At 71.0% G+C, this 20472-nt stretch carries 16 protein-coding genes; 10 read left to right on the plus strand and 6 right to left on the minus strand.

The features are described from left to right. Positions 1 to 10 precede the first annotated feature (10 nt). Positions 11 to 1033, minus strand: a complete 1023-nt coding sequence (locus tag CFB40_RS07375; protein WP_089430938.1) for a sensor domain-containing diguanylate cyclase — start codon at positions 1031 to 1033, stop codon at positions 11 to 13. Continuing rightward, positions 1030 to 1440: a hypothetical protein gene (locus CFB40_RS37825; protein ID WP_143329823.1), complete on the minus strand. Its 411-nt coding sequence runs from the start codon at positions 1438 to 1440 to the stop codon at positions 1030 to 1032. The genes CFB40_RS07375 and CFB40_RS37825 overlap by 4 nt, the downstream gene beginning before the upstream one ends. 74 nt (positions 1441 to 1514) lie before the next feature. On the opposite strand from CFB40_RS37825, the gene bcsB reads away from it, so the two are divergent. From bcsB to CFB40_RS07420, 9 genes are read left to right on the plus strand one after another with little or no spacing between them, the layout of a single operon-like run. Then, positions 1515 to 3824, plus strand: a complete 2310-nt coding sequence (gene bcsB / locus CFB40_RS07380; protein WP_089430939.1) for a cellulose biosynthesis cyclic di-GMP-binding regulatory protein BcsB — start codon at positions 1515 to 1517, stop codon at positions 3822 to 3824. Positions 3825 to 3827: 3 nt separating this feature from the next. Then, entirely contained in the window at positions 3828 to 5048 is a 1221-nt protein-coding gene (gene bcsZ, locus CFB40_RS07385; protein ID WP_089430940.1) for a cellulose synthase complex periplasmic endoglucanase BcsZ, read from the plus strand. Next, positions 5033 to 8914, plus strand: coding sequence for a cellulose synthase subunit BcsC-related outer membrane protein (locus tag CFB40_RS07390; protein WP_089430941.1), 3882 nt, complete (start codon positions 5033 to 5035; stop codon positions 8912 to 8914). Before bcsZ ends, CFB40_RS07390 begins: the two co-directional genes overlap by 16 nt. A gap of 17 nt (positions 8915 to 8931) precedes the next feature. Then, positions 8932 to 10890 carry a cellulose biosynthesis protein BcsE gene (gene bcsE / locus CFB40_RS07395; protein ID WP_089430942.1) on the plus strand — a complete coding sequence of 653 codons (1959 nt, stop codon included), beginning with the start codon at positions 8932 to 8934 and terminating at the stop codon, positions 10888 to 10890. Further along, positions 10887 to 11105, plus strand: coding sequence for a hypothetical protein (locus CFB40_RS07400; protein WP_089425129.1), 219 nt, complete (start codon positions 10887 to 10889; stop codon positions 11103 to 11105). The genes bcsE and CFB40_RS07400 overlap by 4 nt, the downstream gene beginning before the upstream one ends. Then, a complete protein-coding gene (gene bcsQ, locus CFB40_RS07405; protein ID WP_089425130.1) occupies positions 11102 to 11881 on the plus strand; it encodes a cellulose biosynthesis protein BcsQ in 780 nt (259 codons plus the stop codon). The genes CFB40_RS07400 and bcsQ overlap by 4 nt, the downstream gene beginning before the upstream one ends. Continuing rightward, positions 11878 to 14415, plus strand: coding sequence for a UDP-forming cellulose synthase catalytic subunit (bcsA, locus tag CFB40_RS07410; protein ID WP_089425892.1), 2538 nt, complete (start codon positions 11878 to 11880; stop codon positions 14413 to 14415). The genes bcsQ and bcsA overlap by 4 nt, the downstream gene beginning before the upstream one ends. A 27-nt stretch (positions 14416 to 14442) precedes the next feature. Continuing rightward, positions 14443 to 15999 carry a cellulose biosynthesis protein BcsG gene (gene bcsG, locus CFB40_RS07415; RefSeq protein WP_089425131.1) on the plus strand — a complete coding sequence of 519 codons (1557 nt, stop codon included), beginning with the start codon at positions 14443 to 14445 and terminating at the stop codon, positions 15997 to 15999. Next, on the plus strand, positions 15981 to 16178 hold the full coding sequence (locus CFB40_RS07420) for a hypothetical protein (RefSeq protein ID WP_089425132.1): 198 nt from the start codon (positions 15981 to 15983) through the stop codon (positions 16176 to 16178). Before bcsG ends, CFB40_RS07420 begins: the two co-directional genes overlap by 19 nt. 72 nt (positions 16179 to 16250) lie before the next feature. Here the strand turns inward: CFB40_RS07420 and CFB40_RS07425 are convergent, their stop codons facing one another. Genes CFB40_RS07425 through CFB40_RS07440 form a run of 4 tightly spaced genes read right to left on the minus strand, consistent with a single transcriptional unit; the run spans position 16251 to position 19472 of the window. Beyond that, on the minus strand, positions 16251 to 17135 hold the full coding sequence (locus CFB40_RS07425; RefSeq protein ID WP_089425133.1) for a pirin family protein: 885 nt from the start codon (positions 17133 to 17135) through the stop codon (positions 16251 to 16253). Between the two features lie 31 nt (positions 17136 to 17166). Beyond that, entirely contained in the window at positions 17167 to 17559 is a 393-nt protein-coding gene (locus tag CFB40_RS07430; RefSeq protein ID WP_011351699.1) for an OsmC family protein, read from the minus strand. A gap of 46 nt (positions 17560 to 17605) precedes the next feature. Next, the gene (locus CFB40_RS07435; RefSeq protein ID WP_089430943.1) at positions 17606 to 19186 is read right to left on the minus strand and encodes a cation:proton antiporter; all 1581 of its coding nucleotides are present in this window, start codon (positions 19184 to 19186) and stop codon (positions 17606 to 17608) included. Between the two features lie 25 nt (positions 19187 to 19211). Further along, positions 19212 to 19472: a XapX domain-containing protein gene (locus CFB40_RS07440; RefSeq protein ID WP_089430944.1), complete on the minus strand. Its 261-nt coding sequence runs from the start codon at positions 19470 to 19472 to the stop codon at positions 19212 to 19214. A gap of 286 nt (positions 19473 to 19758) precedes the next feature. On the opposite strand from CFB40_RS07440, the gene CFB40_RS07445 reads away from it, so the two are divergent. Further along, positions 19759 to 20445: a hydrolase gene (locus CFB40_RS07445; protein ID WP_089430945.1), complete on the plus strand. Its 687-nt coding sequence runs from the start codon at positions 19759 to 19761 to the stop codon at positions 20443 to 20445. The last annotated feature ends 27 nt before the right edge of the window (positions 20446 to 20472 follow it).

The raw sequence follows: 20472 nt of genomic DNA on the forward strand, positions 1-20472 counted from the left end.
TCGAGCCGCGTTACGCGTGAGCGACCCGCTGCGACCGCGTGCGTTTCACTTCATACATCGCCTGGTCCGCGTGCTCGATCAGCGCGTTCATGTCGGTGCCGTCGTCGGGCAGCAGCGCGATCCCGACGCTGACGCCGAGCCGCATCGGGCGCCCCTCGAATTCGAACGGTTCACCGACCTGGCGCGCGAGCCGCGTGCTTTGCGCATGCGCATCGTCGCGATTGCCGATGTTCGGCAGGATCACCGCGAATTCGTCGCCGCCGATGCGCGCGACCGTGTCCGAGCGCCGCACCGCCCCCTGCATCCGCGTGGCGATCTCGCGCAGCGCCGCGTCGCCCGCGCGATGGCCGAACCCGTCGTTGATCGGCTTCAGCCCGTCCATGTCGATGTTGAGGATGCCGAGCCGGCCGTTCGCGCGCAGCGTCGTGTGCATCGACTGCCGCAGGCGGTCGTAGAACAGCGCGCGGTTGGGCAGGCCCGTGAGCGCGTCGTGTGTCGCGCGCAGGTACAGTTCGTTCGCCTCGTTGCGCGCCGCGTGGAACATCGCGGCGGCGATCAGGTCGGCCGTCAGCCGCAGCGTGGCCGCGTCGGCCTGCGAAAAGCCGTCGACTTCCGGCGACATCACTTTCAGCACGCCGACGGTCGTGTCGGCATGGGTGAGCGGCATCACGAGCATCGAGCGCAGGCCGACCCGGCGGCAGGCGTCGCGGTCGACGCGCGGGTCGGTTTCCGAATCGATGCAGTGCAGCAACGCGCCTTGCTGCACGCACAGGCCCGACAGGCTGCCCGAGCGCCGCAGCCGCAGGCCGAGCATCCCGGCGGCCGTGCCCGACGCGGCGCGGTACACCATGTCGTCGCCCTCGGCGAATTCGACCGCGGCGGCGCTCGCGCCGGTGAGCTGCGGCACCTGCTCGGCCACGTAGGCCATCACGCTGCCGAGATCGAGGCCGAGCTTCGCGATCTCGGTCTGCACGGCGATGATGCGCAGCAGCGTATCGGGGGACGGGGTGGCAGTGTCGACGATTTGATTCAAGTCAGTTTTCCGTGAAAGAAAGCACGTCCGGCAGCGCGGATTGCGGTAGCATACGCGCCGCCTCGCGGCCGCGCGTTTGGCGGGGTGGTGGTCTGCAACGGACCGCCGCCGGCCAGCCGATCCGCGCCGGCAGTATGCCGTTCGGCCTGCCGGGCGACAACGGCGCAATTCTTACCATTCATCCCTCTCGCGCAGCATTTCCGACCGGATTGAGGTTTTTTCGCTTCAATGTCGCGAATCGTGGTGAGTTTTGTCCTGTTTTTGAGATAGTGTGACGAATGGGCGTGTGCCGGTGCCAGGCGCGCGTAGCACGATGCCGTGCGATTAAAGAAATCGCCGCATCGTTTCGATAAATGAATCAGGCCAGTTGGATACATATGAGGGAAGCAGTGGGGATGTTCACTCACGGGCATAGCTGCTTTGCGGGCATCGATTTCGATGCGACGGACGACCGGATGATCCTGATGAAACGGAGTGCCGCATGAAGCCGGCCGTGTCGCTGCTCATCCTCTCGGCCGCGATGGTCGGCGCCTTTCATGCCGCCGCGCTGTCGGCCGCGCCGATGCCGGCCGTGCCAGTTGCGGCCGCGTCCGGCGCTGCGCCGGCGCCGGTGCTTGCGGCCGCGCCCGCGGCGGCCAGCGCGAGCCCAGCCGGCCTGCCGGCGACGACGGTGCGCCTGCCGTTCGCGTCGCTCGGCGCGTTCGATCCGCTGCGCCTGCGCGGCGCCGACGACGCCCGCACGATCAATGCGGGCGTGCGGCTCGACCGCGTGGTCACCGGCGCGCGGCTGCGCCTGACCTACGCGTATTCGCCGTCGCTGGTGTTCCCGATGTCGCACCTGAAGGTGTCGGTGAACGGCGAGGTCATCGCGACCGTCCCGTTCGACGCCGCGCAGGCGGGCCGCACGGTCACGCAAGAGATCCCGATCGATCCGCGCTACTTCTCGGATTTCAACCAGATCGGCCTGCGCCTGATCGCGCACTACACGCTCGACCATTGCGAGGATCCGTCGAACTCGGCGCTGTGGGCCGACGTGAGCCCGAAGAGCGAGCTGATCCTCGACGAATCGCCGGTCCGCCTGCCGAACGATCTCGCGCTGCTGCCCGCGCCGTTCTTCGACCGGCGCGACAACGGCCGCGTGCGGCTGCCGTTCGTGCTGCCGGCGTCGCCCGATTCGGCGACGCTGCGCAGCGCGGGCGTGCTCGCGTCGTGGTTCGGCGCGCTGGCCGACTACCGGCATGCGCGCTTCCCGGTGTCGACCGGGCTGCCGGCCGACGACCAGGCGGTGGTGATCGGCACGGCCGCGACGCTGCCGGCCGGCCTCGCGCTGCCGTCGATCAACGGCCCGCTGCTCGCGGTGGCCGACAACCCGGCCGCGCCGGGGCGCAAGCTGCTCGTCGTCACGGGCCGCACGGCGGCCGAGGTCGACGATGCGGTCGCGACGCTCGTGCTGGGCCGCGCGGCGCTGTCGGGGCCGTCGGCGACGGTCGCGCACGTCGATCTCGGCGCACCGCGCAAACCGTACGACGCGCCGCGCTGGCTGCCGGTGAACCGGCCGATCACGTTCCGCGAGCTCGTGTCCGATACGCGCGAGCTGGAAGTGCGCGGCACGTCGCCCGACGCCATTCGCCTGAACCTGCGCGTGCCGTCCGACCTCCATTCGTGGAACGGCGCGGGCGTGCCGATCACGCTGCGCTACCGCTACACGGCGCCGACGGTGCAGGACAACTCGACGCTTGCCGTCGAGATCAACGACCAGCTCGTGAAGTCGTACCGGCTCGGGCCGGCCCATGCCGAGGACGCGCACGGCCGCATGCAGCTGCCGTTGCTGTCGGTGCCGGAAGGGCGCGTGACGAGCGACGTCGACATCCCGGCGTTCCGGGTCGGCAGCGGCAACCAGCTGCAGTTCCGCTTCACGCTCGACTCGCAGAAGACGGGCCTGTGCTCGAGCACGGCGACCGAGCCGCAGCGTGCGGCGATCGATCCCGATTCGACGATCGACTTCTCGCACTTCGTCCATTACGCGCAGTTGCCGAACCTGGCGTTCTTCGCGAACAGCGGCTTCCCGTTCACGCGCTTCGCCGACCTGTCGCAGACGGCCGTCGTGATGCCCGACCGGCCGTCGCCGCAGGAGCTCGAGGCCTACCTGACGATGCTCGGCCACATGGGCGAATGGACCGGCTTCCCGGCGCTGCGCGTGCAGGTCGCGCGGCCCGGCGACGTCGCCGCGCTGTCGGGCAGCAAGGATCTCCTCGTGATCGACGGCTCGCCCGCGTCGCCGCTGCTCGCGCACTGGCGCTCGGCGCTGCCGCTCGTGATCGGCGAGCAGGGCAGCGCGGGCGGCGAGGGCGCCGCGCGCATCGCCTTCTCGGTGAAGGAGCGCTGGCGCAACGGCGTCGGCCTGACCGAAGGCGGCGCGCACATCGAGCAGACGGGCTCGCTCGCGGCGCTCGCCGGGTTCGAGCTGCCGGGCAGCCGGGGGCGCAGCGTCGTTGCGCTGACGGCGACCGACCAGCCGCGCCTCGGCGATCTGCTCAACGTGTTCGAGAACGCCGGGCTCGTGTCGCAGCTGCAGGGCGACCTGGCGCTGGTGCGGCCGGGGCAGGTCGACAGCCTGCGCGTCGGCGAGCCTTACGTGGTCGGGTTCGTGCCGTGGTATGCGCGGGTGTGGACGCAGGCGGCGCGGCATCCGGTCGTGCTGGGCGCGGTCGGCGTCGTGGCGGGGCTGCTGCTCGCGCTTGGCGTGTTCAGCGTGCTGCAGAGAATCGCCGCGCGTCGACGGGGGATGTAACGGATGGCGCGGGCAATGGCGAAGCGACGGGCAACGCGGCCGGCGCGGCGCGTCGGCGCGGCACTCGCGCTGGCGGTGGCGATGACGTGCGCGGCGGCCGGCATGGCCACGCGCGCGCAGGCCGCGGGAGCCGCTGCGGCCGACGCGGGATGCAGTGCGTCGTGGCCGCGCTGGGACGCGTTCAAGCGCGATTTCATCTCGGCCGACGGCCGCGTGATCGACGTCGGCTCGGCCGATTCACGCACGGTATCGGAGGGGCAGGCGTATGGACTTTTCTTCGCGCTGGTCGCGAACGACCGGCGCATGTTCGACACGATCCTCGCATGGACCGAGAACAATCTCGCGCAGGGCGACCTGAGCGCGCACCTGCCCGCGTGGCTGTGGGGCCGCGCGCCCGACGGCGCGTGGCGCGTGCTCGACGCGAACGCGGCATCGGACGCCGACCTGTGGATCGCGTATGCGCTCGTCGAGGCCGGGCGGCTGTGGCACGAACGCAGCTACACGGCGCGCGGCGCGCTGCTCGCGAAGCGCGTGCTCGACGTCGAGACGGCGACCGTGCCGGGCCTCGGCCTCACGCTGCTGCCCGGGCCGACGGGGTTCAAACTCGCCGACGGCCAGTGGCGCGTGAACCCGAGTTATTCGCCGCCGCAGGTGATCCGTGCGCTCGGCGCGCGCCTGCCCGACGACAAGCGCTGGGCCGCGCTCGTCTCCAGTACCGGCCGCGTGCTGCTCGACACCGCACCGAAAGGCTTTTCGCCCGATTGGGCGCTGTATCGCGCGGGCACGGGTTTCGGGCCCGACCGCGACACGCATGCGGAGAGCGCGTACAACGCGATTCGCGTGTATCTGTGGGCCGGCATGCTCGACCGCGCCGATCCGCTCGCCGCGCCGCTGCTCGCGCGTTTTGCGCCGTTCGCCGACCATATCGCCGCACATGGCGCGCCGCCGGAGAAGGTCGACACGACGACCGGCGTCGCCGGGCCGAACGACGGCAACGGCGGCTTCTCGGCGGCGGCCGTGCCGTTCCTCGACGCACGCGGCCAGCGCGCGCTGGCCGATGCCCAGGCGGCGCGTGTCGATACGCTCGCGCGCCAGTCGCCGCCCGGTTACTACACGAGCGTGCTGACGCTGTTCGGGCTCGGCTGGCGCGACGGGCGCTACCGGTTCGGCGCGGACGGCACGCTCGACGCCCGCTGGGGAGGCCGCTCGTGCGCCGCCCGCTGAAGCGCGCCGCGCCGCACGTCGCGGGATTCGCGTGGCTCGCGTCGTCGGTGTGCGCGGCGGCGCCGGGCACCGCCGCGCACGCGCCGCTGGCGAACCCCGCAGCGCCGGCGACTGCCGCGTCCGCCGATGCGCAGCGTCTGCTCGACACTGCGCGGATGTGGGGCGTCAAGCATCGCGACGACCTCGCGCGCGACGCGCTGCGCAAGGGGCTGCTGATCGCGCCGGGCGATCCCGAGCTGCTGGCCGAACAAGTGCGCGTGCTGTTGCGGCTCGGCGACGCGAAAGGCGCGCAGGCGTCGCTCGCGCGGCTGCAGGCGCAGTCGCCGAATGCGCCCGCCACGCGGCGGGTGGCTGACGAATATCGCGTCGCGACGAGCGGGCGCGGCGAGATGGCACAGATCCGCCTGCTCGCGCGCAGCGGCCGCGCGGACGAAGCGGCCCGGCGGATCGTCGCGCTGTTTCCGAACGGCGCGCCGTCGGGTGCGCTCGGCGCCGAGTATTACCAGATCGTGTCGAATGCGCCGGGCGGACGCGAGCCGGCGATCGCCGCGCTGCGCCGCGCGGTCGCGGCCGATCCGCAGGACACGAGCGCGACGATGGCGCTCGCGCGGCTCTTGAACCAGCGTGCCGACACGCGACCGGAGGCGAACCGGATCGCCTGGGCGCTCGCGAAGCGCGCCGACGCCGACCATACGGAGGCGATGGCGCTGTGGCGGCGCGTGCTGCAGTCGGCCGGCAGCGATCCCGCGTATCTCGATGCACTGCATGCGTATCTCGTGCTCGTGCCGGGCGATACCGAATTCGTCGACCGCGTCGCGGAACTGGATCGCCAGCGCGACGCGCAGCGCCAGCTCGAACGCAATCCCGACTACATCGCGCAGCAGCGCGGCCTGCAGGCGCTCGCGCGCGGCGACCTGGCCGGCGCCGATCCGCTGCTCACGCGCGCCGCGCGGGCGCGGGCGGACGACGCCGACGCGGTCGGCGGACTCGGCCTGCTGCGCCTGCGCGAAGGGCGGCACGACGAAGCGCGCACGTTGTTCACGCGCGCCGCGACGCTGTCGACCGACCAGCGCGGCAAATGGCAGGGCCTCGCGCGCACCGCGCAGTTCTGGGGGCTGCTCGCACAAGGCCGCGCGGCAGCCGCGGCAGGCCGTCCGCAGGACGAGGAGCGCGCCGCACGCGCGGCACTCGCGATGCAGCCGGACAGCCCGGATGCGAAGCTGCAGCTTGCCGACGCGTTGCTCGCGCAGCGCGACTGGGCACGCGCGGAGCCGTTGCTGCGCGAGTTGCTGGCCGCACGTTCGCCGGACCTCGCGGCCGTGCGCGGCACGGCCACGCTGTACGAGAACACCGGCCGCGCGGACCAGATCGGCCCGCTGCTCGGTGCGCTGCAAGGCCGCGTGACGGGCCGCGACGATCGGCGCGCGCTCGACGGCCTGCGTGCCGACCTGCTCGCGGACCAGGCGCGCGCGCTGGCGGACAAGGGCGAACGCGGGCCCGCCGCGCAGCGCTACGAGGCGGCCGTGCGCGCGGCGCCCGACGCGCCGTGGACGCGCTTCGCACTCGCGCGCCTCTATCGCGACATGGGGCTGCCGCAGCTCGGCCGCACGGTGATGGACGACGGGCTGGCGCAGAGCGCGACGCCCGAGATGCGCTACGCGACCGCGCTGTACCGCAATTCGCTCGACGACGTCGCGGGCGCGCAGGCCGCGCTCGCGCCGGTCGACGACGCGCACCGTTCGGACGGGATGCGCGCGCTCGCGCGCAAGCTCGATGCGCAACGCGCGCTGGCCGACGCACGCGGCGCGCTCGCGCGCGGCGACCGCACGGCGTTTGCCGCGTTGCTCGCACAGGCGCAGGCGAGTGCGCCGGACGATCCCGACATGCTCGCCGCGATCGGCGCGCAATGGATCGACGCGGGCGAAGCCGACCGCGGGCTCGCACCGTTGCACGACTGGATCGCCGCGCACCCGCGCGAAGCCGACGCGGACGTGCGGCTGCGCTACGGCGACCTGCTCGGCAGCGCGGGGCGCGACGACGCGCTCGCCGCATGGCTCGACACGCTGCGCCGGGAACCGTCGCTGACGCCCGCACAGACGGCGAGGATCGAGGACCAGTCGCTGCGGCTCGTGCTGCGGCAGACGGACGACGCGATCGCGCAGCAGGATTACGCGCAGGCGCGCAAGCTGCTCGATCGCGCGAGCCCGGCCGGCCGCGCGGACCAGCGTTATGCGCTCGAACTGGCCGATCTCGAACGTGCGCAAGGCCATTACGATGCGGCGCGCGCCGCGCTTGCGCCGGCCGTCGCGCGCACGCCGGACGATGCGGATACGCAGCTCGCGCTGGCCCGCATCGACGAGGACAGCGGCAATCGGGCCGCGGCGCTTGCACGCGTGCAGGCGGTGCTGGCCCGCACGCCGGACGACGACGTCGATACGCAACTGTCGGCCGTGCGTCGCCTGAATGCGCTGCGCCGTCCGGACGAAGCCGGGCAGGTGACCGATCGGCTGCATGCCGCGTACCCGGCGCGCGCCGACGTGACGGTCGCGGCCGGCCGCGTGGCCGAGGCGCAGGGGCGCTATGACGATGCGGCGTCGCTGTACCGGATGTCGCAGTCGCAGGAGCGCACGACGGGCGTGAGCCCGGGCCGTGACGGACTGACGCCCGCGCAGGCCGCGTTCGCGGATCTCCAGCAGCGGCGCAATCCCGAGATCGAAACCGGCTGGACGCCCGCCTACAAGTCGGGCGACGAAGGCATCTCGTCGTATCGCGCGCAGCAGGTGCCGATCTACATGCAGATGCCGATCCGCTACGACGGGCACGTGTTCGCGCAGATCGACACCGTGCATCTCGACCCGGGCACGCTCGACACGAGCAACCCGAACGCGTATTCGCTCAGCACGTTCGGCAGCTACGCGGCGCTCAAGGCGCAGAACGCGCTGACCCCCGCATCGATCGCGAATCCGCCGGGCTCGCTGCACCAGACCGCCACGGGCGTCGCGCTCGGCGCCGGCTACCTGACGGACGCATGGCGCTTCGATCTCGGCACGTCGCCGCTCGGTTTCCCCGTGCATTACCTGGTCGGCGGCGTGCGCTATCGCTTCGACGCCGGCCCGGCCAGTTTCTCGGTGAATGCGTCGCGGCGGCCGGAAACGAGCAGCGTGCTGTCGTACTCGGGGATGCGCGACCCGTGGACGGGCGCGGTCTGGGGCGGCGTGCGCCGCGACGGCGTGACCCTGCGCGCGTCGGTCGACGTCGGCCGCACGAACCTGTTCGCGGAACTCGGCGCGGGCGTGCTGTCCGGCCGCAACGTCGAACGCAACGCGGAAGTCACGCTGCGCACCGGCTTCACGGTGCCCGTGTACGAGCGTGCGACGATGAAGGTCAGCACCGGGCTCGTCGGCAACGCATGGCACTACGCGGAGAACCTGCGCTACTACACGTACGGGCAGGGCGGCTACTACAGCCCGCAACGCTACCTGTCGCTCGGCGTGCCGATCGAATGGGCGGGGCGGCACGATGCGCTGTCGTGGGACCTGACCGTCACCGGCGGGATCTCGAACAGCTACGAGAAGGATTCGCTGTATTACCCGATGTCGTCGGACCAGCGGGCCGCGCAGGTGGCGGCCGGGTTCGTGTACACGGGCAGCTCGACGCGCGGCGTGTCGTTCTCGTACGGGATCAACGGGATCGTCGAGTACCGCGTGAACCCGCACCTGAGCGTCGGCGCGCAGCTGAAGGTCGACCGGTCGCACGACTACGCGCCGAGTTCGGCGCTCGTGTACCTGCGCTATGCGTTCGACGCGCGCGCGCAACGCAGCTGGCTCGTCACGCCGACGCCGGTGCGGCTTTATTCGGATTACTAGGTTACTAGGGGAACGCCGTGAATACGGAACTCGATGCCACCCGTCCCGCATTCGGCGCCGCCGGCCTGCTGGGCCGCCTGCGTGCGCTGCTGGGCGCGCCGGCCGGCGGCCGTATCGGCACGGTGAGCCGGCTCGCGATCGACGGCTTGCCCGATGCGTGGACGCAACTGGAAGCCGGCGGCCTGTACGCGATCTACGCGGCCGGCGGCACGCCGGCCTGCGACGCGCTCGTGTGGGAGAGCGCGCGACAGGCGCGCACGCGCGACGTGACGGTCGTGCTCGCGCGCGACGCGGCCCACGTTGCCGACCAGATGCAGGCGCGCGGCTTCGCGGGCGGCGCGCAGCCGGCCGGCTGGCCGCGCAACCTGAACGTGCTGGCGATGCCGCCCGCGGCCGAGCCGGCCAACGGTGACAACCCCGGCGCCGGCGCAACCGCGGACGCCCCGCGCCGCGCGCCACCGGGCCCGTTTGCACGACTGACCGGCGGCCTGCGCGCGCTGAAGCGCTACGGCTTTCGGGCGCGCTCGCTGTATTTCGTCGAGGGCGCGCAGCGCTGGTTCAGCTGGGACGACCCGATCGCGCTCGCCGACGAGGCGCACGCACTCGCCGACTGGTGCCGCACGCGCCGGATCGCGCTGGTGCTGCTGCTCGATCCCGAGGCGACCCGTGCGGGCGGCGCGGCGCGCACCGACGATGCGCCGCTCGTGCGCGATGCGGATCGCACGCCGCGCAGCGGTTTCCACGGTATCTGCTCGGGCGTCGCGCAGTTGCAGCGCACGCACGGCGAGCTGCTGTGGGTCGTCGATTTCTGGCGGGCGGGCGACACGCTCGCGGCCGGCGAAGTGCGGCCGCTGCGCTTCGCGCCGGGCGGCCGGCTGTCGGCGAACGTCGACGGCGGCGCGACCGAGCCCGCGCACCGGATGAAGCTCGCGAGCGACGAGGATCGCGTCGTCGTCAGCCGCGCGGTGCTCGAAGGCGCGAACCGCGTGCCGGACGGCTGGGAGATCGTCGAAGACAACGCGGCCGTCGTCGCCGCCTGCGCGCATGCGCAGGCCGCCACCGCGGTGCTCGTGTTCCGCTCGCATGCGCAGCTCGAAGCGCTCTGCGCGGACGTGCACGCATTGCGCCGGCAGTGCGGCGGTGCGCTGAAGATCGCGGTCGTCGAGCGCGGCGAAGTGCTGCGCCAGCAGTTCGAGATGCTCGTGCTGAGCGTCGGCGCGAGCCGCGTCGTCGCGCGCGACCTGCCGGTCTCGCGGATGCAGGCCGCCGTGCACGCGTTGCGCGGCCAGCTCTATGCGCGGCCCGTCGCGGCCGACTATCGTGCGGCGCTCGCGGCCGCGCTCGGCGATTCGGTGCTCGGCTACCTGCCGGTCGGCGCGTTCTGCCTGCGGATTCGCGCGGTGCTCGATCGCGGCGCCGTGCTCGCGCTGCCGCACACGCTCGCGAAGATCGCGCTGCTGCCGGGCGTGTCGCACGTCGACGCGCTGCGGTGTTGCCGGCCGCGCCGCGCGGGCGACGTCGTGACGGCCGATGCCGCGCACCTGTACGTGTTCCTGTTCGCGTGCGAGCCGGCCGATGCGGAGGACGCGCTCGCGCGCATCTTCGACGTGCCGGTCGACACGCTGTCCGACCGCGTCGTGTGCCTCGGCCACGGCAGCATCGACACCGAGCTCAATGCGCTGAAGGCCGAGAACCGGCGCGCGCCGATCGCCGACTACAGCGACCTGTTCGCGGCCACGCAGCCGGCGGGCGCGACGCGCCAATCGTCGGTCGACCTCGGCGCGGCGGTGCCCGACGCGGGCGAAGTGAGCGGCGCGATCGACGCGATCGATACGATCGTCGCGCTCGAGGCGATCGGTGCGACATCGACGGCCGCGGCTGTCGACGCATCGGCGCCGGAACCCGTCATTCCCGCCGCGCGCAAGCGCAGCGCCGTCCGCAGCGCGATGCCGCTGCGCAAGGAGGGAGTCGCATGATTGCCGAAATCGTCATCGGTTTCATCGTCGGCATCGTGATCGCGGTGCCGGTGTGGATCGTCGCACAGCACCTCGGCATCGGCCGCGGTTTTCATGCGCCGCGCGGCCTCGACCGGCGCGACGCGGTGCCATGCGAGCTCGTGCCGGTCGCGCTGCGCGGGCGGCTGCTGCCCGATGCGGCGCGCGGCGAGCGCAGCGGCGAGGCGGCCCGATGAAGACGATCGCTATTGCGTCGACGACGGGCGGCGCGGGCCGCACGACGCTCACGGCCGCGCTCGCGGTGCTGCTCGCGCGTCGCGGCCGACCGGTCGTCGCCGTCGAATTCGATGCACAGAACCTGATGGGCGCGACGCTCGGCCTCGACTCGCTGGCCGAGCATGGCCTCGCGCAGAGCCTGCTCGGCGGCGGCGAGCCGTGGCATGCCCATACGTGGCGCAACGCCGACGGCGTGCTGTTCGTCCCGTACGGGCAGGTCGACGCGGCCGGCGCCGCCGCGTGCGATGCGCGGCTCGCGGCCGATCCCGCGTGGCTCGCGCGCGCGCTCGACGAGATTGCGCTGCCGGCCGACGGCGTCGTGCTGATCGACACCGCGCGCTATCCGTCGACGCAGGCCGAGCAGGCGATTCGCCGCGCGGACCTCACGCTCGTCGTCGTGCCGCCCGAGCCGACCGCGTGCGCGACGACGGCCGCGCGGCTCGGCGCGCTGCGGGCCGGCGGCGGCGAACTGCAGATCGTCGTGAACCGGCTGAATCCGGCGCGCGACATGCAGCGCGACGCGCTCGGCATGCTGCGCGCGGTCGCGGGGCCGGCGTCGATGCTCGAGCAGCGCATCCACGTCGATGCGGCCGTGCCCGAAGCGCTCGCACGCGGCAGCTGGATCTTCGACGACGCGCCGTATTCGCAGGCGTCGCACGACCTGAACGGCGTCGCGAACTGGGTCGATGCGTGGCTGGCGGCAGGCGCCGCCGGTCGCCGCGGAGCGGCGCGATGAACGCGGGCTTCGCGCTGCGCCTGCGTGTGCTCGGCCGTCGTGCGGCCGACTGGCTCGCACGCGGCATCGGGTTGCCGGCGCAACGCACGCTGGTCGACTGGATCGTGCGGCTGTTCTTCCACGCGCCGCCGCCGGGCCGGCCCGATCACGTGCGCCGCTGGGTGCGCGTCGCGTCGCTGCGGCTGGCGCAGGAGTGGGGCGTGCTGCAGCCGCTCAGCCCGCGCGAATGGCTGTGGCGCGCGATCGTGCGGGCGCCGCGCTCGGCGGAAGGCCGGCCCGCGCGCGATCCGCTCGCCTGGTTCGACCGGTATGTCGTGCCCGTCTACGTGGCCGGGCGCGCGGTCGGCCGGCGCATCGATGCGCTGCTCGCGCGCCTGCCGTGGGTGCGCTGGGGCGGCTGGCTCGATGCGCGCGCGAACGGTGTCGGCCGGCACCGCTGGCTCGCACCGCTGCTGCTGGTGGCCGGCGCGCTGCTGTGGGCCGCGGCCGGGATGTCGCCGCTGATGCCGGGCGCGCAGTTCGCGTTCTTCGCGATCGTCGCGGTGCTGGCGCTCGCGCTGCGCCGCCTGCCGGGCCATCTGCCGACGCTCGCGCTCGCGTCGCTCGCCCTGCTCGCGACGGTGCGCTACATGTGGTGGCGCACCACGCAGACGCTCGATTTCCGCAGCCCGGTCGAGGCCGTCGCCGGCTATCTGCTGTACGGCGCGGAAGCCTATACGTGGATGATCCTGCTACTTGGCTTCGTGCAGACCGCATGGCCGCTCGACCGGCCGATCGTGCCGCTGCCCGACGACCCCGACACCTGGCCGACCGTCGACATCTACATCCCGACCTACAACGAGCCGCTGTCGGTCGTGAAGCCGACCGTTTTCGCCGCGCAGAGCATCGACTGGCCGACGGCCAAGCTGCGCGTGTATCTGCTCGACGACGGCAAGCGCCCCGAATTCGAGGCGTTCGCGCGCGAGGCCGGCATCGACTACGTGACGCGCGACGACAACCGCCACGCGAAGGCCGGCAACATCAACCGCGCGCTGCCGAAGACGCACGGCGAATACATCGCGATCTTCGACTGCGATCACGTGCCGACGCGCTCGTTCCTGCAGACGACGATGGGCGTGTTCCTGCGCGACCCGAAGTGCGCGCTCGTGCAGACGCCGCACCATTTCTTCTCGCCCGATCCGTTCGAGCGCAACCTCGGCACGTTCCGCGAGATCCCGAACGAAGGCAACCTGTTCTACGGCCTCGTGCAGTCGGGCAACGACCTGTGGAACGCGACGTTCTTCTGCGGCTCGTGCGCGGTGCTCAAGCGCAGCGCGCTGGAAGAGGTGGGCGGCGTCGCGGTCGAGACCGTGACCGAGGATGCGCACACGGCGCTCAAGCTGCACCGGCGCGGCTATACGTCGGCCTACCTGCCGACCGTGCAGGCGGCCGGCCTCGCGACCGAAAGCCTCGCGGGCCACGTGAAGCAGCGCACGCGCTGGGCACGCGGGATGGCGCAGATCTTCCGCATCGACAACCCGTTCCTCGGGCGCGGGCTCGGCCTCATCCAGCGGATCTGCTACGGCAACGCGATGCTGCACTTCTTCTACGGGATCCCGCGGCTGGTGTTCCTGACGATCCCGCTCGCGTACCTGTTCTTCCACCTGTACTTCATCAACGCGTCGGCGCTCGCGCTCGCGAGCTACGTGATCCCGTATCTCGTGCTCGCGAACGTCGCGAACTCGCGGATGCAGGGGCGCTACCGCCATTCGTTCTGGGCCGAGGTCTACGAATCGGTGCTCGCGTGGTACATCGCACTGCCGACCACCGTCGCGTTCTTCAGCCCGAAGCACGGCAAGTTCAATGTGACCGACAAGGGCGGCAAGATCGACGAAGGCTACGTCGACTGGTCGACGTCGAAGCCGTATCTGGTGCTGTTCGGGATGAACGTGCTCGCGATCCTCGCCGGCCTGTGGCGGCTCGTGGCCGACCAGGGCGACGAGGCGTCGACGATCCTGATCACGCTCGGCTGGACCGTGTACAACCTCGCGATGCTCGGCGCGGCGCTGGCCGTGGCGCGCGAAACCAAGCAGGTGCGCGTCACGCACCGGATCGCGATGCGCGTGCCGGCCATGCTGCTGCTCGCCGACGGGTCGACCGCCGCGTGCTTCACGAGCGACTACTCGACCGGCGGCCTCGGCCTCGAAGCGGTGCCGGGCCTCTCGCTTGCCGTCGGCGACACGCTGACGGTGTGCGTGACGCGCGGCGACCGGCCGTTCCCGTTCCCGGTGCGCGTGAGCCGCGTGACGCCGACCCATGTCGGCGTGAGCTTCGACGAACTCACGCTCGAACAGGAGCGCCAGCTCGTGCAATGCACGTTCGGCCGCGCGGACGCGTGGCTCGATTGGCACGAAGGCCAGCGGGTCGACACGCCGCTCGGCGGGCTGAAGGAAGTGTTGCGGATCGGCCTGGACGGCAACGTACGGATGTGGAAGGGTGCGGCGCGCGGCCTGCTGGCCATGCTGGCGCCGAAACTCGATCGGGCGCGCGACTGACGCGGCGCTCATCATGGAGTGGGTTAGATGACGTTCTGGAATCTGTATTTCATCCTGAAGTTCGCGCTGTTCGCGACCGGGCACCTGCAGCCGTTCTGGCTCGCGAACCTCGCGTTCGCGGTGGCGCTCGCGGCGAGCGCGCCGATCCGGCGGCGCGCGTGGCGCATCGTCCGGCAGGTCGTGGCGATCGCGATCGCGGTGCCGCTGCTCGCGCGCGAGATGCATGCGCCGCCGCTCGCGCGGCTCGCCGAAGCCGCGCGCGAAGTGAGCACGTTCCGCCTCGAGTACTGGATGGAGCTGCTGCCGCGCCTGCTGCCGCCGGTGCTGCTGCTGACGGTGGCCGGTGTGCTGATCGTCTATTTCATCGTCAATCGCTGGCTGCGCGTCGCGACGTTCGTGCTGGCCGTGCTGGTCGTGATGCCGCTGTGGCAGGCCGGCAGCGGGCTGATGGCGCGCGTCGTCGCACCGCTTCCGCAGCAGGCGAGCGCCACGGGCACGACGCTCGCCGGCCAGCCGGAGGATCACAACGCCGCGCTCGCGACGTTCCGCACGCAGGAATCGCAGCGGCAGGTCGCGTTCGGCCATCTCGGCAACGATCCATCCGCGCAATTCGACGTGATCGTGCTGCACATCTGCTCGCTGTCGTGGGACGACCTCGATGCCGCGAAGGTGCGCAACCATCCGATGCTGAGCCACTTCGACTACCTGTTCAATAACTTCAGCACGGCCGCGAGCTACAGCGGCCCGGCGGCGATCCGCGTGCTGCGCGCGAGCTGCGGGCAGGAAGCGCACGCCGACCTGTACAAGCCGGCGCCGCAGCAGTGCTACCTGTTCTCGCAGTTGGCGAGCGCGGGCTACAAGGTGCAGTCGCTGCTGAACCACGACGGCCACTTCGACAACTTCCTGCAGGTGATCCACGACAACATCGGCGTGCCCGACGCGCCGCCGGTGTCGAACGCGGCCGCGCCGGTCGCGATGCACGCGTTCGACGGCTCGGAGATCAAGAGCGACTACGCGACGCTCGCGAACTGGTACGCGCAGCGCGCGTCGGTGCCGGGCCCGGTCGCGCTGTACTACAACACGATCAGCCTGCACGACGGCAACCGCGTCGTCGGCAGCGCGCTGACGAGCATCGACTCGTATCCGCAGCGCGTGACGAAGCTGATGGACGACTTCGATCACCTGGCCGACCTGATCGCGCAATCGGGCCGGCGCGCGGTGATCGTGTTCGTGCCCGAGCACGGCGCCGCGCTGCGCGGCGACAAGTACCAGGTCGCGGGCCTGCGCGAGATCCCGACGCCGCGCATCGTGCACGGGCCGGTCGGCGTGCGGCTCGTCGGCTTTACCGGCAACCACGGCGCGACGACCGTGATCGACCAGCCGACCAGCTTCCTCGCGCTCGCGCAACTGCTGTCGAACCTCGTGTCGAACAGCCCGTTCAAGCCGGGCACGACGCTCGCGCAGTACGCGGCCGACCTGCCGCGCACGCGGATGGTGGGCGAGAACGAGGGCACGGTGACGATGCAGACGGCCGCGGGCTACGCGGTGAAAACTCCGGATGGCGTATGGATCGACGAACAGTGATGCTCCCCGCCGACAGCGACGATGATCGCCTGTCGCAACCGAACGACGTGCTCGGCCTCGCGCGGCATTTGCCCGCGCTCGATCCCGAGCGTTACGTCGACGAGCAGGCGCGCCGCGCGTTCATCGAGTCGCTCGACCGCTGGCCGACGCTCGCGAAACTGATGGGATTGAAGCGGTAAACGCGCGACGGCCGTCATGGGAGCCGGCCGTTGCTTGCATGCGTGCGAACCCGCTTGCTGCGCGTTGTGACCTTACTGCGCCTTGCGTTCCGGCTGGCGCGTCCACTCGTGTTCTTCGCCCGGCACCTTGCCGAAGGTCTGATCGGCCCACGCTGCACGGGCCGCATCGATCTTCGCGCGCGCGCTCGATACGAAATTCCATTCGATGAACCGCTCTCCCGGCAGATGGGCGCCGCCGAGCAGCATCACGCGGGCGCCGTTCGTGCTGGCGAGCGTCACGGTCGCGCCCGGCTCCAGCACGGCCATCGTCGCGGCGGCGAGCGGCGTGCCGTCGATCGAGAGATCGCCGTCAACGAGGTACACGCCGCGCTCCTCATGTTCGGCATCGAGCGCCAGCGTGCCGCCTGCCGCGAATTCCGCAACCGCATAGAGCGTGGGCGAGAACACGGCGACCGGCGACGTGAGCCCGAACGCGGTGCCCGCGATCACGCGCACGCTCGCACCGTCGCGCGTGAACGACGGCAGCGTGTCGGCCGCATGATGGACGAACGCGGGCGCGGTGTCTTCATGCTCGACCGGCAGCGCGACCCAGGTCTGGATCCCGTGGACCGGCTGATCGCGCGGCCGATCTTCGTCGGGCGAGCGCTCCGAATGCACGATGCCGCGGCCGGCGGTCATCCAGTTCACGTCGCCCGGCACGATCTTCTGCCGGCAGCCGAGGCTGTCGTGATGCATCAGCGAACCGTCGAACAGGTAGGTGACGGTCGCGAGGCCGATGTGCGGATGCGGCAGCACGTCGATGCCGCTGCCGGCCGGCAGCACGGCCGGCCCCATCTCGTCGAAGAAGATGAACGGGCCGACGAGGCGGGCGGCGCGCGCGGGCAGCACGCGGCGCACGACGAGGTTGCCGATGTCGCTTTCGCGCGGCGTGAGCAGGGTCTTGATCGAGGCGGACATGGTGGGGTTCTGGTAGTCGAGGCGGGGCGCGTCAGGCGATCGCCGTGTCGATGGTGATCGGATGCGTGAGGATCTTGTGCACCGGGCACGCGTTCGCGATCTGCAGCAGCCGTTCGCGCTGTTCGCCGGACAGGTCGCCTTCGAGCGTGATGCGGCGCACGATCGTGCTGCCCGCGCTGCCCGATTCGTGCGCGAGCTTCACGTGTACTTCGGTGAGCGGCCAGCCCTTGCGCTGTGCGTACATTTTCAGCGTGATCGCGGTGCACGCGCCGAGGCTCGACAGCAGCAGCGTGACGGGCGCGGGCGCCGCATCGCCACCGCCGAGCGACGCCGGTTCGTCGGCGCGCCACTGGTGGACGCCATCGCTGAAGTGGACGAGGTAATCGACGGAGCCGATGCTCGCTTCGACGGACAGTTCGCTCATTGCAGTTCCATGTGAAAAAAGGGGAGGCCGGCGGCCGGGCCGGGCGTCACGGTTCGAGCAGCCGCTGCAGCCGCAGTTCCTCGAAATCGAGTTCCGATTCGATCCGGTGCAGCACGGCGTCGTCGACCTTGCCGTCGCGATGCAGGTCGAGCAGCGCGCGGCGCGACACGCCGACGAGGTCGAGTTCGACGCGCAGCATGCGCGCGCGCACCTGGGCCGGCTCGGCGCCGTGGCGATGCGCGCGCTCGTTGAAGGTGACGCGGTTCCGGTATTCGGCGAGCAGGCGGTCGAGCGACGGCCGCTCGAGGGTCGAGCCGCGCTGTTCGAGCGCGTCGAGTTCGGCGAGCGCCGCGCCGAACGCGTGTGCGCGCACCGCATGCTCGGACATCGTGTGCCGCGCGGCCGGGCGCAGCTTCAGCACGCGGATCAGCGGCGCGAGCGTGCCGCCCTGCACGACGAGCGTGGCGATGATCAGCAGGAACGTGCTGAACAGGATCAGGTCGCGGCCGGGGAAGTTGGCGGGCAACGCGATCGCGGCCGCGAGGCTCACGACGCCGCGCATGCCCGACCAGCCGAGCACGACGGCCTCGCGCCACGACCACGGTGCGTGGCCGGCGCGCGGCGCGCGCAGGCGGCCCGGCAGCCACATCGCGACGAACACCCACACGATGCGCGCGGCGATCGTGGCGGCGGTGGCGGGCAGCGCGACGCGCAGGCCGGCCATCAGCACCGCGCCTTCGTGGTTCACGCGCGCGAGGATCGCGTGCAGCGCGAGGCCGATCAGGATGAACACGAGCGCGTCGAGCACGAACACGATCGCTTCCCAGGTCGCCTTCGCCTTGATCCGCATGTCGGCGTCGAACACGCGATGCTGGCGCACGCCGAGCACGAGCCCGCAGGTGACGACCGACAGCACGCCCGAGCCGTCGACGGCTTCCGCGATCCCGTAGCTGCCCCACGCCATCGCGAAGGTCACGACGATGCCGAGCATCGGGTCGCGCAGGCGCGGCAGCACCCAGCTCATCGCATGGCCGCACGCGAGGCCGACCGCGATGCCGATCAGCGTGAGCGAGAAGAACAGGCCGGTGGCGCTCGCGGCCGTGATCGACACGGCGAGCGCGGCCGACACGGCCATCTGGTACAGCAGCAGGCCCGACGCATCGTTGACGAGGCTTTCGCCTTCGAGCACCGCGACGAGTCGCGCGGGCAGCGGGTGGCGCTGCAGGATCGCCTTCGCGGCGACCGCATCGGGCGGCGACACGATCGCGCCGAGCGTGAAGCAGGCGGCCCATGGCAGCGCCGGGTTCACCGCATGCACGGCGAGCGCGACCGCGACGGTCGTGAACACCACGGCCCCGAGCGCGAGCGACGCGATCGATGCGAGCTCCTGCCGGAATTCCTTCCACGCGGTGTAGAACCCGCTCGACATCAGCAGCGGCGGCAGCACGGCCGCGAGCAGCAGCGCCGGGTCCATGTCGGGCACGCGCTTGCCTGCAACCGCGACCACGCAGCCGCCGAGCAGCAGCACGACGGCCGGCGGAATCGAGATCCGTTCGGCGAGCCACGTGAGTGCGCCGGCACCGCAGATCAACAGCAGCAGGTAATGAAACAGTTCGACGTTGGTCATGCGTGGCCGGTGATGAACGATTGCGTCACGACGGCTTGCGGTCGTTCGTGGTGCCGCCGGGCAGCGCGCCGAACATGTGCTGGCTGCACTTCGCATCGCGCCATGCGGTGTTCAGCCGGTGGCCCGCGAGCATGCGTCGCGCGACCGGCAGGATCTGTTCGCCGGCCAGCATGCCGAGCAGGCAGGTGAGCGCGATGATCGGCGGGGCCGGCGAGTTCACGCCGAGCGCGCCGTAGATGACACCGGCGAGGACGCCGGCGAGCAGCGACAGGACATAGGCTTTCATGATGGGCGTCTCGTGGTCTCGTGATCGAACGACGGGTGGCGACGAGTGCATCGTCGAGGTCCCTCGAAGCGTATCGGGTTTACGTGAAGAAAAAAAGGGCGGATTGCCCTTGGGCGACCACCTATTCTGGAATCCGAGTGATTCCATTTTTTGGGTGTTCGTATCAGAGGATTGCGGTTTTAATGAATCGAGACGGACGAAGCAGATCAAGCGTCGTACCCAACTCGATTCCTCCCGCGTTCGCGGCGAGGCAAGATTCCCCTTCCGTTCCAAGGATGATCACGCCATGAGCAACCCGAAGCTTGAAGTACTTACTCCGCAGAACAGCCAGGTGATCTTCATCGACCAGCAGCCGCAGATGGCGTTCGGTGTGCAGTCGATCGATCGTCAGACGCTGAAGAACAACGTCGTCGGCCTGGCGAAGGCCGCGAAGGCGTTCAATATCCCGACCACGATCACGACGGTCGAAAGCGACAGCTTCTCCGGTCACACGTATCCGGAGCTGCTCGACGTCTTCCCGAACCAGAAGACGCTCGAACGCACGTCGATGAACTCGTGGGACGACCAGAAGGTGCGCGACGCACTGGCCGCGAACGGCCGCAAGAAGGTGATCGTGTCGGGTCTGTGGACCGAAGTCTGCAATACGACGTTCGCGCTGTGCGCGATGCTCGAAGGCGGTTACGAGATCTACATGGTGGCCGACGCATCGGGCGGCACGTCGCAGGCGGCGCACGATTTCGCGATGCAGCGGATGGTGCAGGCCGGCGCGGTGCCAGTGACCTGGCAGCAGGTCATTCTCGAGTGGCAGCGCGACTGGGCGCGTCGCGACACGTACGACGCGGTGATGGCGGTTGTGAAGGAGCATTCGGGCGCGTACGGGATGGGCGTCGACTACGCGTACACGATGGTCCACAAGGCCGCGCAGCGTACCGCGACGCCGCACGAGTCGATCCCGGCCGTGCCGGCGAAATAACGGGCGACCGGCGGCGGGCGACCGGCT

It is taken from the genome of Burkholderia sp. AU31652, from assembly GCF_002223155.1.
Classification (GTDB): Bacteria; Pseudomonadota; Gammaproteobacteria; order Burkholderiales; family Burkholderiaceae; genus Burkholderia.

Bases quoted from the DNA above. Each gene is read 5' to 3' on its own strand.
- bcsB (WP_089430939.1), top strand. From the start codon at position 1,515: ATGAAGCCGGCCGTGTCGCTGCTCATCCTCTCGGCCGCGATGGTCGGC.
- bcsZ (WP_089430940.1), top strand. From the start codon at position 3,828: ATGGCGCGGGCAATGGCGAAGCGACGGGCAACGCGGCCGGCGCGGCGC.
- CFB40_RS07400 (WP_089425129.1), top strand. From the start codon at position 10,887: ATGATTGCCGAAATCGTCATCGGTTTCATCGTCGGCATCGTGATCGCG.
- bcsQ (WP_089425130.1), top strand. From the start codon at position 11,102: ATGAAGACGATCGCTATTGCGTCGACGACGGGCGGCGCGGGCCGCACG.
- bcsA (WP_089425892.1), top strand. From the start codon at position 11,878: ATGAACGCGGGCTTCGCGCTGCGCCTGCGTGTGCTCGGCCGTCGTGCG.
- bcsG (WP_089425131.1), top strand. From the start codon at position 14,443: ATGACGTTCTGGAATCTGTATTTCATCCTGAAGTTCGCGCTGTTCGCG.
- CFB40_RS07420 (WP_089425132.1), top strand. From the start codon at position 15,981: ATGGATCGACGAACAGTGATGCTCCCCGCCGACAGCGACGATGATCGC.
- CFB40_RS07425 (WP_089425133.1), bottom strand. From the start codon at position 17,135: ATGTCCGCCTCGATCAAGACCCTGCTCACGCCGCGCGAAAGCGACATC.
- CFB40_RS07430 (WP_011351699.1), bottom strand. From the start codon at position 17,559: ATGAGCGAACTGTCCGTCGAAGCGAGCATCGGCTCCGTCGATTACCTC.
- CFB40_RS07435 (WP_089430943.1), bottom strand. From the start codon at position 19,186: ATGACCAACGTCGAACTGTTTCATTACCTGCTGCTGTTGATCTGCGGT.
- CFB40_RS07440 (WP_089430944.1), bottom strand. From the start codon at position 19,472: ATGAAAGCCTATGTCCTGTCGCTGCTCGCCGGCGTCCTCGCCGGTGTC.
- CFB40_RS07445 (WP_089430945.1), top strand. From the start codon at position 19,759: ATGAGCAACCCGAAGCTTGAAGTACTTACTCCGCAGAACAGCCAGGTG.